This is a genomic window from Butyrivibrio sp., from assembly GCF_017940685.1.
GTDB lineage: Bacteria > Bacillota > Clostridia > Lachnospirales > Lachnospiraceae > Butyrivibrio.
In genome coordinates this window covers 1-13,757 of the sequence record NZ_JAGAYD010000219.1, presented here as the reverse complement: position 1 = coordinate 13,757, position 13,757 = coordinate 1, and the positions used below count along the sequence as shown (strand labels likewise).

Sequence of the window (13,757 nt, the reverse complement as noted above, 5' to 3'; positions counted from 1 at the left end):
CTGGCTGAACTGTTTAAGGTGTTTGGCGATTCTACAAGGATCCGGATACTGTTCGAGCTCTTTGATGAAGAGATGAACGTTGGTGATATTGCAGATAAGCTCAATATGACCCAGTCAGCGATTTCTCATCAGCTTAAGATATTAAAACAGAGCAAGCTCGTTGGAAACAGACGAGAGGGCAAGCAGATAGTGTATTTCCTGGCAGATGACCATGTGCGTACCATTATCGATCAGGGTATTAACCATATCGAAGAATAAAAATATGAGTGCTACTTTAGGTGGCAGAAAGGTGGAAGTTATGAAGAAGACATTTAAGTGTGAGGTTGATTGCGCAAACTGTGCAGCTAAGATGGAAGACGCTGTTAAGAAGATAGAGGGAGTTGTAAGTGCAAGAGTTAATTTCATGACTCAGAAGTTTACACTTGAGGCTGAAGAGGACATTTTTGACAAGGTATTTGATGAGGCAGTAAAGGCCTGCAAGAAGGTTGAGCCTGATTGCTCAATCGAGAAAGCATGATTTTATAACAGCTTGACGAGGCATTAATATGACCAAGAAACAAAAGAAAGTAAGAAACAGAATAATCATAGTACTGATCATGTTTGCAGTACTTATGATACTTGATAAGACAGGCATCCTTGACCCGGTGCCATGGTACCTTAAGCTGATCATTTTCCTGATCCCTTACGCAATAATCGGATATGACGTCATCAAAAAGGCTGTTATCAATATCAGTCACGGACAGGTGTTTGATGAGAACTTCCTTATGATGATCGCAACCTTTGGAGCTTTTGGGATAGGGGAGTATTCAGAGGCCCTGGCGGTAATGCTCTTTTACCAGGTGGGAGAGCTCTTCCAGAGCGTAGCTGTGGCTAAGTCAAGGCAGTCAATATCAGACCTTATGAGCATTGCTCCTGAGTTTGCCAATCTTGTTTCAGAGGACGGCTCGGTAAGTGAGGTTGATCCAGAGGAAGTTAGCGTTGGAGATACTATTCTTGTAAGAGCAGGAGAGAAGATCCCTGTAGATGGAACGGTTCTTGAGGGCGAGTCCTTTGTTGACACTGCAGCCCTTACAGGTGAGTCCGTACCAAGGAGGGTTGTATCCGGCGATGATGTTATAAGCGGCTGCGTAAACGGCGAAGGCATCCTTAAGATCAAGGTAGGTAAGGCCTATGAGGATTCTACTGTTGCCAAGATACTTGAGCTTGTGGAGAATGCCAGCAACAAGAAGTCCAGAATGGAGAACTTCATTACAAGGTTTGCAAGGTACTACACTCCTGTAGTTACTATAGGCGCGGTACTTCTTGCCATCATTCCTCCTATCCTTGGACAGATAGCATTTTCTGACAGCATCAGAAGGGCCTGTATTTTCCTTATTGTGTCCTGCCCATGTGCGCTTGTTATCTCAGTTCCCCTTGGATTTTTTGGAGGAATCGGTTCGGCTTCCAAGAGAGGCGTCCTTGTTAAGGGCAGTAACTTCCTTGAGGCTGCAGCTCTCATAGATACAGTAGTATTTGACAAAACAGGAACCATTACCAAGGGCGAGTTCAAGGTTTCAGAGATCATTCCGTCAGGTCAGAGCTCTTTTTCTGAGGACGAACTCCTTACCATGGCCGCTGCAGGAGAGGCTTTCTCCAACCATCCAATCGCAAGATCCATCGTTAGCTGCTACATGGACAAGAACGGCGGGAATGCTCCTGACACGAGCCTTATAGAAGAGTCCCAGACCAGGGAAATAGCTGGAAACGGCATTAGTACTATTTACAATGGAAAAGAGCTTCTTCTTGGAAATAACAAGCTCATAGATGTGCCAGCATCCATCGGCCTTGTAGATGAGAGTGCAGGAACAGTTATATACGCTTCCTATGACGGAGTCTATGCAGGGGCCATCGTTATCGCTGATACGATCAAGGACGGTGTTAAGGAAGCTATTTCAGGGCTTTACGACCTTGGCGTTAAAAGAGCTGTCATGCTTACTGGCGATAACGAAGAGATTGCAAGACATGTATCAGATCAGGTTGGAATCAACGATATTAAGGCAGAGCTTCTTCCCGCTGACAAGGTAAGCGCAGTTGAAAAAATGCTTGGCGAAGAGGATAATAATAAGAGGCTTGCATTTGTTGGTGACGGAATCAATGATGCACCAGTTCTTATGAGAGCAGACGTTGGAATTGCCATGGGATCTTTAGGCAGTGATGCGGCCATCGAGGCAGCAGACATCGTTATCATGGATGACGACCTTAGGAAGATCTCATCTGTTATCAGGATAGCCAGGGGTACAGTTCGTATAGTAAAAGAGAACATCGTGTTTGCCCTTGCTGTTAAGCTGATAATCCTGGTACTTGGTGCACTTGGCCTTACAACCATGTGGCTTGCGGTATTTGGCGACGTTGGTGTTGCTGTTATCGCGATCCTTAACTCCATGCGAGCCCTGAATTACAAGTAAGATCGCCAGGAGGACAATATATGCCAAGGACAGAGCTTGATCTGGTTTCACTGCTCATGAAGATAGTTGCAAGGCAGACAGGTGAGATCAGCAAGGTGGATTACACTCCACAAAAGAAGGCTTTTAGCGCCCTTGCATTTCCAGATGAAACTAAACTAGAAAGAGCTACCCCCGAATCACAGGGGGTCAGCTCTGCTTTTTTTGCCAGGCTGATCCGTGACCTGTTAGAGGATAAGGAGTCAAGGATCCACAGATTCATGGCACTGCGACACGGCAAAGTCATCGCCGAGTGCTCTTTTGAACCCTTTGACATGGACATGTGGCATGTGACTTACTCCATGTGTAAGAGCATCACTGCTATGGCCATAGGCATTCTTATCGATGAGGGGAAGCTGAAACTAACTGACACCCTTCAGGATATCTTTGGGGCCAGAATGGGCCTTTTTAACAGCTTAAAAAAGCAGGTTACAGTCAGAAACCTTCTTAATATGTCCAGTGGAGTTGACTTTAACGAGGCTGGTGCCATAAGTGGCAATGACTGGAGAAAGGGCTTTTTTGAAGCGTCATTTAAATTCGATCCCGGAACAAAATTTGAATATAACAGCATGAACTCCTATATGCTATCGGCCATTGTGACAGAGATCACAGGCCAGACCCTCTTTGACTTCTGCAAGGAGAGGATATTTGATCCCATGGGAATAAAGAGAGTATTCTGGGAGAGCTGCCCACAGAGCATTACAAAAGGCGGATGGGGCCTGTTTATGAGGATTGAGGACATGGCCAAGATGGGACAGCTCTATCTTCAAAATGGCAAGTGGGAAGGCAGGCAGATCGTATCAAGGCAGTGGGTGGTTGAGTCCACAGCTCTTCAGATAGAGACTCTGGATGATGACAACAAGCACTACGGCTATCAGATCTGGATAAATAACGACAGGAAAGGCTCTTTTGCCTATAACGGAATGCTGGGGCAGAACGTATTTGTATACCCAGACATCGATATGGTAGTTGTCACCAACGCAGGTAACAAGGACGTTTTCCAGACAAGCTCCATGGCGCAGCTGATCAGAAAGCGCATGAAGAGCGACATTGAAGTGTTTGATGAGCCTCTTCCAGAGGATGAGGTCTCGCTGTCAGAGCTTAAAGCCATCTGCAAGTCAGTGAGCCTTCGTATCCCAAGGTTCCCTGCCATAATCCGGGGAGGTTGGGAAAACAGGAGCGTTTCCATGACCAGGGGAAGCGCAAGAAGGACAGACCACTCATTTTATAAAAAGAGATTTGATGGGCTCCTGTCAGAAAGTCGCAATGAGGACCAGCTCATAAACACCTTTCTTAGGAGGATGTCCGGCAATAAATACGATATTGAAACTCCGGGAGTAGGTCTTTTCCCCATAATGATGCAGGTGGTCCACAACAATTTCACCGACGGCATAAGGAGCATTGGGCTGCGGTACACTGCGGACAGGCATTTATACATCGATGTCTACGAGGGGGAGGTTATCTTCAAGCTAAGGTGCGGCTTTGGGGACAAAAGATATATCAGCGACCTGAACATGCATGGAGAAAACTACAAGGTTTCTCTTCGTTCAACTGTTACGAGAGATGAGTACAACAGGCTGGTACTTCGAAATGACATATACTTCCTTGAGGAGGCCTGTCTTAGAAACTTTAATATCTATTTTGAGGATGACGGAAGGATCGAGGTGAGACTCTCTGAGACGCCGGGAACAGACATGCTCATGAACGCCATGAGAAATGTAAGGGCTGAGAGCAGTGGCATTGAGTCAACCATCATCAACAAGCTCCTTAAGGGAGGAATGAAGGAAGCTCTGGAGCACGCGGTCAAAAATACAGTCCAGCCGGTGATCTACGGACAGCTCATAAATCCCGAGTTTATAGAGCCTATAGAGGAAGAAAAGTAGTCCTCACTATGGTATACTAAAAGCTGATCATTAAGAACCAGGAAAGAGGTAGATTTATGTCTAATAAAATTTATGAAAAACTTATAGCTTGCAGAGATGCAGTAAGAAAGGTAACAGATTTTGAACCTGAGGTTGCGCTGGTTTTAGGATCAGGCCTTGGAGCTTTTGCAGATAATATCAAGGTGGAGTGTGAAGTATCCTACAGCGATATCCCGGGATTTCCAGTTTCAACAGTTCCCGGACATGCAGGAAAGTTTATCTTTGGATACCTTGGAGATAAAAAGATCGTATGCATGAAGGGAAGAGTTCACTTCTACGAGGGCTACGATATCAGCGATGTTGTGCTTCCAGCAAGACTTATGAGCCTTCTTGGAGCAAAAGTTCTTTTCCTTACAAACGCAGCAGGAGGTCTTGGAGAGGGCTTCAATGCCGGAGACCTTATGCTCATTACAGATCACATCTCAATCTTTGCACCTAACCCTCTTATCGGACCAAATCTTGACGAGATGGGAGCAAGATTCCCTGATATGTCATCTGTTTATGACAAGGATCTTCAGGAGGTTATCAGGAAGGTTGCAGATGAGAACGGTATTAAACTTCAGCAGGGCGTTTACTGCCAGCTTACAGGCCCTTCCTTTGAGTCACCGGCAGAGATCAGACTCCTTGGAAAGCTTGGAGTTTCTGCAGTTGGCATGAGCACAGTTGTTGAAGCTATTGCAGCTAACCACTGCGGAATGAAGATCTGCGGAGTATCCTGCATCAGCAATCTGGCAGCAGGTATCTCAGACCAGCCTCTTTGCCACGAGGAAGTTCAGGAGGCAGCAGATAAGGCAGCGCCACTATTCACCAAGCTTGTAGCTGAATCAATCAAGAGGTTTTGATCATGAATATAAGATTCTATAATGCAAGGATACTTACCATGGAAGAGGGAAAAGACATTTTCCGTGGGCAGATATTTGTATCAGGAAGCAGGATACTTTTTGTAGGAACAGATGAAGAAGCTGTAAAATACTGGCAGGATCATCCAGATACTGTCATTAAGTGGGACAGGGAGATAGACTGCGGCGGTAATCTTTTGATGCCCGGCTTTAAAAATGCCCACACCCACTCGGCCATGACTCTTATGAGGAGTAAGGCTGATGACCTGCCGCTTTCTGATTGGCTAAATAACCAGATATTCCCAGTGGAAGCCAAGATGACAGCAGAAGATATCTATCACCTAAGTAAGATCTCGATCATGGAGTATCTTACAAGTGGTATGACTGCGGCTTTTGAGATGTATCTGACACCTTACTCTGTGGCAGATGCCTTCAGGGACTGCGGATTTAGGTGTGTTCAGACCAGCTGTGTCAACAACTTCAGCCAGTCAGTAGAGCTTCTTGAGGATTACTACAACGACCTCAACGGAAGAGATGAGTACAACTCATTTATCCTTGGTGTTCATGCTGAGTACACCTGCTCAAAAGAGCTTCTTGAGAAGGTTGCTGAGCTGGTTCACAAATACAAGGCACCTTTTTGGGCTCATATTCAGGAGACTGAGTCTGAGCTTATGGAGTGCGTAGAGAGATATGGTATGTCTCCGATACAGTTCTTTGACAGCCTTGGCCTTTTTGACTACGGCGGAGGCGGATACCACGTTGTATGGACCAATGAGCACGACAGACAGATCATGAAGGACAGAGGTCTTTTCGCTGTGACAAACCCAGGCTCCAATACCAAGCTTGCCAGCGGAATCGCCCCAATAAAAGAGTATCTTGAGTGGGGGATCCCTGTAGCAATAGGAACTGACGGCCCTGCCAGCAACAACTGCCTTGATATGTTCAGGGAGATGTTTTTGGTAACAGGCCTTGCCAAGCTTAAAAACATGGATGCAAGCAGTGTTGAAGCTACAGAGGTCCTTAAGATGGCAACTGTTAACGGCGCTCACGCCATGGGACTTATGGATAGTGACGTCCTTGCTGAGGGCAAGCTTGCAGATATCATCATGCTTGACCTTTACCAGCCTAATATGCAGCCTATCAACAATATCCAGAAGAACATTGTCTATAGCGGAAGCAAGCAAAACGTCCTCATGACCATGATCGGCGGTATCATCCGCTACGAAAACGGCAAGTTCAACATTGGAGAAGAACCTTCTGAAATCTACAAAAAGGCGGAAGAAATCAGTAAAAGGATATATAGCTGACAATGGAATTATACATAATACTTTTGGTTGTCCTGGCATTTATAGTGGCGGCGTTCTTACTGGGGCTCCGTGACAGAGCAGTAGCCCGCAGGATGCTTATTAAAAAGCTCAATAACGAATATGGAAAAGAGCCTCAGAGAAACTATAAGGCCAAGGACAGAGAACATATCAGTGGCTTTTATAAAAACCACAGGCAGGATTTCCAGATAGACGACACCACCTGGAATGACCTTAATATGGACAGCGTCTACGACAGAATGGATTACTGCCTTTCAGCTGTAGGAGAGGAGTACCTTTACTACATGCTGCGTACTCCAAAGCAGACAGATGATTTCGATGATATCGAGAAAAAGATATCTCTTTTTAACAAAGATGCTGATCTTCGTTTAAAAGTGCAGCTGATATTTTCTGACATTGGAAATATCAGTAAGTTTTCTATATATGACTATATCGATCATCTCAAAAACGTTGGAAATGCCGGCAATACCATTCATTATGTAATGCTTGTACTCCTTGTGCTTTCTGTGGTTTACAGCTTTTTTAACTTTACTGTAGGATTTGCAGCGTTTCTGATTGTAATGGTGGCGCAGATCATTATGTATTTTAGGATAAAGGGTGATATTGATCCTTATCTTACAACCTACGGATACATCATGAGAGTGGTGAAATCCATCGATAGCTTCAGCAGTATTTCTGATGAAGTTTTAGAAGAGGACGTTAGAGAGCTAAAAGAGATTTCCAAAGATTTTGCGTCCTTTAAGGCTTTTTCCAGTATCCTTTTATCCCCCACAAGGATGAGCGGAACCGGCAATCCTCTGGACATTCTTCTTGATTACCTGAGGATGATTACTCATGCAGACATCATCAAGTTTAATCAGATGTACAGGCAGATCATGGAAAAGAGAGATCAGCTGGACAGAGTCCTTGAGATCACAGGAAGGATCGAGGCGTCTATTTCAATTGCGTACTTTAGGGCATCTTTTGAGGGCTCTTATGTGATCCCTGAATTTGGCGGCAATACTTTTGACGGAAAAGAGCTGTTCCACCCTCTTATTGAGAATGCAGTGCCCAACGACATTGTGTCAGAAAGAGGCGTACTTATTACAGGTTCTAACGCATCCGGTAAGTCAACATTCCTTAAGACCTGCGCCATAAATGCAATCTTTGCCCAGTCCATCCACACTGTTCTTGGAAAGGGCTACAAAGCGCCGCTATACAGGATCTATTCTTCAATGGCCCTCAAGGACGATATTTTTGAAGGGGACAGCTACTACATCGTAGAGATCAAGTCAATAAAGAGGATCCTTGATGCAGCGGCAGAAAAGGGATGTCAGGTTTTATGCTTTGTAGATGAGGTCCTTAGGGGCACCAACACTGTTGAGAGGATCGCAGCTTCAACCCAGATACTTAAGGAGCTTTCCAGGGAGAAGGTTCAGTGCTTTGCAGCAACTCATGACATTGAGTTGACAGCTCTTTTGAAAGAAGATTATGATATCTATCACTTTGAAGGTGAAGTGACGGATAATGACGTAAAATTTGATTACATGATAAAGAGTGGCCCTGCCACCACCAGAAATGCCATAAAGCTCCTGGGAGTCCTTGGCTATGAAAAGACACTGGTGGACAATGCCCAGAAGATGGCAGATGGCTTCCTTGAAAATGGAAGCTGGGAAGCGGCTTTTTGAAAGGATTTGAATGAAGGTTAGTATATATTCAGATGGATCAGCCAGAGGAAACCCGGACGGACCTGGAGGATACGGCGTTCTCCTTCGCTATGTGGATGCAAAGGGAGAGGTCCATGAAAAAGAAATAAGCGCAGGCTACGATAAGACCACCAACAACAGGATGGAGCTTATGGGAGCCATAAAGGGACTTGAGGCCTTAAACCGTCCCTGCGAAGTGGAGGTGTTTACTGATTCCAAGTACGTGCTCTCAGGGTTTAATGAGGGCTGGATCAAGAACTGGATGAAGAACGGCTGGAAGACCGCCGGCAAGAAACCAGTCAAGAACGTGGAGCTGTGGCAGAGACTAATTAAGGCTGCAGAGCCCCACAAGATTAGGTGGAACTGGGTCAAGGGCCACAACGGGCACCCTGAAAATGAAAGGTGCGATGAGCTGGCAACAACTGCGGCAGACCAGGATCCGGCGTTTCTTCTTCACGACGACGGAACAGGACTTTTTGAGGAATGATATATTATATTGCGGACTGTCATTTTTTCCACGGAGCCCTCAATGAAAAGATGGACAAGAGGGGCTTTTCCTCTGTGGAAGAGATGAACGAATACATGGTAAAAAAATGGAATGACAAGGTCACAAATACTGACACTGTCATTGTCATAGGAGATCTGTCCCTTGGAAAAAGCAGGGAGACAATGGAAATTTTGGATGCCCTTAAGGGCAAAATCTGTCTTATTCGTGGCAATCACGACAAGTACCTTGATGCGGCGGATTTTGATGGCAGAAGGTTTGAGTGGGTGGATAGCTACAGGGAGATAACGGACTCCCAGAGGAAGGTTGTCCTTTGCCACTATCCGATACCTTTTTACAACGGACAGTACAGGCTAAAAAAAAGCGGTGAACCAAAGACCTACATGCTCTATGGCCACGTCCATGAAACCAGGGATGAAGTCCTTATGCAGCAGTTTATAAAGCGGATAAAGGAAACACCCTACACACCTATTCACGGGGAGCATACAGCTGTGATCCCCTGTAACATGATCAATTGCTTCTGCAAAAGATCTGACTATGAACCACTATCTTTATCAGAATGGATAAGTCTATGAACAATGAAAAGACAAAAAGAGCTCTGATAGCTATGAGCGGCGGCGTTGACAGTTCAGTGGCCGCCGCTTTGATGACTGAAAGGGGCTTTGACTGCATGGGATGCACCATGCGCCTGTATGAAAATGACATGATAGGAGAGGACCTTTTTGGCACCTGCTGCAGCCTTAATGATACGCAGGATGCCAGAGCAGTCTGTGACAGGATCGGAATTCCTTACAATATCTATCACTATGAATTTGAGTTTAAGGACAAGGTAATTGAGCCCTTTGTGTGCAGCTACGAAAGGGGAGAAACACCAAACCCCTGCATTGGCTGTAACAAGTATCTTAAATTTGACATTCTCTATGAGAAGGCAAAAGAGCTGGGATACGACAATATAGTAACCGGCCACTACGCAAGGATAGAGGAGAGGCAGGACGGGCATTTTTATCTCTTAAAGGCCAGGGATCTTAGTAAGGACCAGAGCTACGTTCTTTATAACTTATCAGAAGAACAGCTCCATCATACCTATTTCCCACTTGGAGATCTGACCAAGCCTGAGGTCAGGGAAATTGCCGATAAAAACGGCTTTGTAACCTCCCACAAAAAAGAGAGCCAGGACATATGCTTCGTCCCGGACGGAGACTATGCAGGAATGATAAAAAGGTACCGCGGTAAAGAGTACCCTGCAGGGGATTTTGTTGACCTTGAAGGAAATGTACTTGGACAGCACGATGGCATCATCAACTACACCATCGGTCAGAGAAGAGGTCTTGGAATCCCTGCAGACAGAAGACTCTACGTCAAAAAACTTGATGTACCTGGCAATAAGGTCATTTTGGCTGACGATAAGGACCTTTACGAGAAAGATGTTAAAGTGCGGGAATTCCACTGGATAACAGGAGATAAGCCTGCTGGCGAGTTCAGGTGCTCAGCCAAGATCAGGTACAGACACAAAGAACAGCCGGCAACTGTGAAGGTCATTGATGATGACCATGTTTTAGTCACCTTCGATGAACCCCAGCGTGCCATAACTCCAGGCCAGTCAGCGGTCTTCTATGACGGTGATGTGGTCCTGGGCGGCGGAATAATCGAAAACTGAAAAAAGACACGGGGACGATTTGCTGACACGGGGACGGTTCTACTGTCAGGTTTTATTTTGATAAAACCTGACAGTAGAACCGTCCCCGTGTCAGCACCGTCCCCGTGTCTTGTTTTGTTTTTCTCTTAGTTTATTGACCCTGCATTAGATTTATCTACTGGTTCGAATGGAACCCATACGTAGCGAAGATCATCAGTTACATACTGAACATCCTTTGTGGTACCTTTTTTCGCAAGAGCGATGGCAGCATCTACACAGGCAGCGCCCTGCCCCTTAGCGGACTGATAAACTGTAAACTGCATTCCGTCAGAAAGGATAGACTGACAACCTTCTTCTGTAGCGTCGATTCCTACAACCGGTATGGAAGAGGTATCAATGCCAAGTTCCTTCATGGCCTGGACAACACCTACTGCCATGGAGTCGTTGTTGCATATAACGCAGTCATAAGGCTGTCCTGTCTTTAAAAAGAGTTTGAATTCATCTGCAGCTTTCTGGGTGTCCCAGTATGCGGTGTCATTAAACACGAAGTTGGCTGTTACACCAGCTTTTTTAAAGTATTGCTTTACTGCCTTGGTTCTTTTTGCTGCTGCGGGGTGAGTGGGCTCGCCCTGGAAAAGAACTATGTTAAGGCTACTGGGTTTACCAAGTTTGTTCCATACATATTCTGCCTGCATTGTTCCGGCGTCAATCTCATAACTTCCTACATACATGTACTTGTCAGGTTTTAGATATGCTGCTTCAGGTTCTGAGTTGGTGAACAGTATGGGAATGTCTCCTGCAGTAACTTCAAGCTGAAGTGTGGTATCGATATTTACAGGGTTACATATGATAACATCATATCCTTTTGCTGCGGCGTCGCGGATCTGGGCAACCTGTTCATCAACAGTGGCGCAAGGCTCGTCATAGTCTACAGTTATGCCAGCTTTTTGACCTGCCTCTATTATAGAATCCATTAAAAGTCCTTTAAAATTATCAAGGGTTAAAGTTGAAAAATATACTTTTACTCCTGAACCATCTGAACTTCCGCCGCCGGAAGAAGAACTTCCGCATCCAGTTACTAAAAGGGCTATCATTACACCAGTAAGAACACTTGAAAGAATTCTTTTAATATATTTGTCTATGCGCATTGCTGATTCCTCCTCAAATCTTAAACTTCTGAACATAGGATGTAAGAGTCTGCGAAGTTTCTGCAAGCTCGTGAGAGTTGTCTGCCACATCCTGACTGCTCTTCGTGATATTGTTTGCCATTTCAACCATGTTCTCACTGGTTGCAAGGATCTCGTCAGCACTTGCTGCCTGCTCCTCAGAAATAGCTGCAACGTTGGTTGCTACATCGTCAACCTTCTGGATATCATCGATCATAGCCTCAATAAGACCATTGGATTCCTGAATGTTGTTATAGATCTGATCAAAGGTTCCAACTGCTACATTTATGAGCTCTGAATTCTCTTTTATGCTGTCAGCACTTTCATGTGCCTGTCCAACAGCTTCGCCGATAAGCTTTCTGACTTCATCAATGAGGCTTGAAATATTCTGAGCACTCTCAGCTGAAGTCTGAGCAAGCTTGGCAATCTGTGTAGCAACAACTGCAAAGCCCTTACCAGCTTCACCTGCTCTTGCGGCCTCGATGGAAGCGTTGAGGGAAAGAAGATTGGTTTCTTCTGCAATCTCACCGATCATGCCAACGATATTTGTGATCTCTTCTGAAGCAGCGCCAACTTTGTTGATGGATTCAACAAGTCTTTCGTTGGCTGCAGAGATACCGTCCATGGCCTCGGAGAGCTTCTCCATATCCTGACGACCCTGCTGTGAGATATCAACTGTTTCTTTCATGCTCTCGTTGGCCTTGTCGCTGTTTTCTCTTGTGTCAGCAACAACCTGAGCCAGGGTAGTAGCATTTGATGCAATGTCGTTTACTGCTGTTGCCAGCTGGTCAACTGTATCATTTAGCTGTTTCATAGCTTCAGCCTGAGACTGTGAAGCTTCATACATGGTCTTTGAAACTCTGTCGGAGTTATCTGATTCTTCCTGAAGCTTGTCAGATTCCTGGCTGATACTTGAGAGCATGTTTCTCATTGAAGCTACAAATTCTGAAACCTTGCTGCCCATGACACCAATCTCGTCGTTGCTTGAAGAGTCAACGTTGATGGTGAAGTCTCCCTCTGACATTGAGGTGATGTTATTTGAAATATTTCCAAGAGGGGCAATAACTTTTTTAACAACAAAGAGAATGAGGACAACAATGAGAGCAATTGCTATTGCACCAACTATTGCAAGTAATGTTCCCATCTGAGCTACAGATTTAAGAATGATGTCTGTCGGGATATATGATACTAAAACCCAGTCTGTTCCAGAAATCTCAGAGAATGCAACCATGTAATCGCCAATCTCTTTGCTGGAAAGATCGCTGTCATTTATTGACTTGGCAGCTCCTGCAAGGAGCGCATCGGAACTACTCTCAGAGAGAGCAGAACCCACCAGGTTCATGTCTCTGTGAGCAAGGATCTTGTTGTCGTTGGTATCAACAAGGAATGAACTTGCGCCGTCCATCTTAACGCCGGAGTTTACGATGATTGTTATCTTATTTAAGGTAACATCAGCGCCGATTATCTTGATGACATCAGAGCCGTCATTTAATATACCAGTGGCACTTATAACGGTCTCGCCCTGTTCGTTGGTGTAGGATGTTCCGTATGCCATGGCAATTCGGCTGATACCCTGCTTGAACCATGTGCTGTCTGTTACGTATGAATCTGACATATCAGACTCGGTGGCTTTATAGAGCTTTCCATCAGTTGTTCCGATATAAAAGCCCTTAGGAGAGTTTGAATTGTAACCATAGAAAGAGTCAAGAACAGGAATAAGCTTTTCTTCGCTTGGATTCATGCTCTCGATAACATGTTTTACGGTCTGGAAATATGTAAGATTGTCAGACAGCCAGGCTTCGATGTTGTCAGCCTGGTTGGAGATAGAAGACTCCAGGGTTTCTGTAGCCATCTCTGTCATTCTGTTCTTGGATACAGATGCGGCAATGTTAACAAGGGCCAGCACTGTGATGACAACGACAGGGAGGATGTACATAAGGAGCTTGGTACTGATCTTTTTGTTCTTCTTTTTAGCTGAAGTTCTTACAGATGGTGTTTCCTCAATTTTGCTCATATTATTGTCTCCTGTATTTGTGTGAAATTATTAAGAATATTTATACAACCTGCATTCCCGTGACTCGTCACTAGGATCGGCACTATGAAGTGCCAGAAATCCTTGTAAAATCGCTTGTTCTTGACATTTTTCTATTGCATTTTGCCTAGTTATGTATTATAATACATAACTAGGAGGTGCGATAT

General features: G+C 45.0%; 12 protein-coding genes. 10 read left to right on the top strand and 2 right to left on the bottom strand.

Annotated elements, in window-relative coordinates; all coding sequences use genetic code 11:
* The 10 genes from J6I68_RS13380 to mnmA all read left to right on the top strand — a co-directional run.
* Positions 1–258, top strand: a 258-nt coding sequence (locus J6I68_RS13380; protein WP_292221051.1) for an ArsR/SmtB family transcription factor, incomplete at its 5' end; no start/stop codon positions are given.
* Positions 259–298: 40 nt separating this feature from the next.
* Positions 299–517, top strand: coding sequence for a cation transporter (locus tag J6I68_RS13375; RefSeq protein ID WP_292221049.1), 219 nt, complete (start codon positions 299–301; stop codon positions 515–517).
* 28 nt (positions 518–545) lie between these two features.
* Positions 546–2,444 carry a heavy metal translocating P-type ATPase gene (locus J6I68_RS13370; protein WP_292221047.1) on the top strand — a complete coding sequence of 633 codons (1,899 nt, stop codon included), beginning with the start codon at positions 546–548 and terminating at the stop codon, positions 2,442–2,444.
* Between the two features lie 20 nt (positions 2,445–2,464).
* On the top strand, positions 2,465–4,363 hold the full coding sequence (locus J6I68_RS13365) for a serine hydrolase domain-containing protein (protein WP_292221046.1): 1,899 nt from the start codon (positions 2,465–2,467) through the stop codon (positions 4,361–4,363).
* 56 nt (positions 4,364–4,419) lie between these two features.
* Complete coding sequence (locus J6I68_RS13360; protein WP_292221045.1) at positions 4,420–5,244, top strand: purine-nucleoside phosphorylase; 825 nt, start codon at positions 4,420–4,422, stop codon at positions 5,242–5,244.
* A 2-nt stretch (positions 5,245–5,246) separates the two neighbouring features.
* Positions 5,247–6,548, top strand: a complete 1,302-nt coding sequence (locus J6I68_RS13355) for an amidohydrolase (RefSeq protein WP_292221044.1) — start codon at positions 5,247–5,249, stop codon at positions 6,546–6,548.
* 2 nt (positions 6,549–6,550) lie between these two features.
* A complete protein-coding gene (locus tag J6I68_RS13350) occupies positions 6,551–8,233 on the top strand; it encodes a MutS-related protein (RefSeq protein WP_292221043.1) in 1,683 nt (560 codons plus the stop codon).
* Positions 8,234–8,243: 10 nt separating this feature from the next.
* Positions 8,244–8,738 carry a ribonuclease HI gene (rnhA, locus tag J6I68_RS13345; protein ID WP_292221041.1) on the top strand — a complete coding sequence of 165 codons (495 nt, stop codon included), beginning with the start codon at positions 8,244–8,246 and terminating at the stop codon, positions 8,736–8,738.
* Complete coding sequence (locus tag J6I68_RS13340) at positions 8,735–9,331, top strand: metallophosphoesterase family protein (RefSeq protein ID WP_292221039.1); 597 nt, start codon at positions 8,735–8,737, stop codon at positions 9,329–9,331. The genes rnhA and J6I68_RS13340 overlap by 4 nt, the downstream gene beginning before the upstream one ends.
* Positions 9,328–10,413, top strand: a complete 1,086-nt coding sequence (gene mnmA / locus J6I68_RS13335) for a tRNA 2-thiouridine(34) synthase MnmA (RefSeq protein ID WP_292221037.1) — start codon at positions 9,328–9,330, stop codon at positions 10,411–10,413. The genes J6I68_RS13340 and mnmA overlap by 4 nt, the downstream gene beginning before the upstream one ends.
* Positions 10,414–10,538: 125 nt before the next feature.
* Here mnmA and J6I68_RS13330 read toward each other — a convergent pair whose 3' ends face one another.
* Both J6I68_RS13330 and J6I68_RS13325 read right to left on the bottom strand, forming a co-directional pair.
* Complete coding sequence (locus J6I68_RS13330) at positions 10,539–11,540, bottom strand: substrate-binding domain-containing protein (protein WP_292221036.1); 1,002 nt, start codon at positions 11,538–11,540, stop codon at positions 10,539–10,541.
* A gap of 13 nt (positions 11,541–11,553) precedes the next feature.
* Positions 11,554–13,572, bottom strand: a complete 2,019-nt coding sequence (locus J6I68_RS13325) for a methyl-accepting chemotaxis protein (RefSeq protein WP_292221034.1) — start codon at positions 13,570–13,572, stop codon at positions 11,554–11,556.
* Between the last annotated feature and the right edge of the window lie 185 nt (positions 13,573–13,757).

Bases quoted from the DNA above. Each gene is read 5' to 3' on its own strand.
- mnmA (WP_292221037.1), top strand. From the start codon at position 9,328: ATGAACAATGAAAAGACAAAAAGAGCTCTGATAGCTATGAGCGGCGGC.
- J6I68_RS13370 (WP_292221047.1), top strand. From the start codon at position 546: ATGACCAAGAAACAAAAGAAAGTAAGAAACAGAATAATCATAGTACTG.
- J6I68_RS13355 (WP_292221044.1), top strand. From the start codon at position 5,247: ATGAATATAAGATTCTATAATGCAAGGATACTTACCATGGAAGAGGGA.
- J6I68_RS13350 (WP_292221043.1), top strand. From the start codon at position 6,551: ATGGAATTATACATAATACTTTTGGTTGTCCTGGCATTTATAGTGGCG.
- J6I68_RS13340 (WP_292221039.1), top strand. From the start codon at position 8,735: ATGATATATTATATTGCGGACTGTCATTTTTTCCACGGAGCCCTCAAT.
- J6I68_RS13365 (WP_292221046.1), top strand. From the start codon at position 2,465: ATGCCAAGGACAGAGCTTGATCTGGTTTCACTGCTCATGAAGATAGTT.
- J6I68_RS13325 (WP_292221034.1), bottom strand. From the start codon at position 13,572: ATGAGCAAAATTGAGGAAACACCATCTGTAAGAACTTCAGCTAAAAAG.
- rnhA (WP_292221041.1), top strand. From the start codon at position 8,244: ATGAAGGTTAGTATATATTCAGATGGATCAGCCAGAGGAAACCCGGAC.
- J6I68_RS13375 (WP_292221049.1), top strand. From the start codon at position 299: ATGAAGAAGACATTTAAGTGTGAGGTTGATTGCGCAAACTGTGCAGCT.
- J6I68_RS13360 (WP_292221045.1), top strand. From the start codon at position 4,420: ATGTCTAATAAAATTTATGAAAAACTTATAGCTTGCAGAGATGCAGTA.
- J6I68_RS13330 (WP_292221036.1), bottom strand. From the start codon at position 11,540: ATGCGCATAGACAAATATATTAAAAGAATTCTTTCAAGTGTTCTTACT.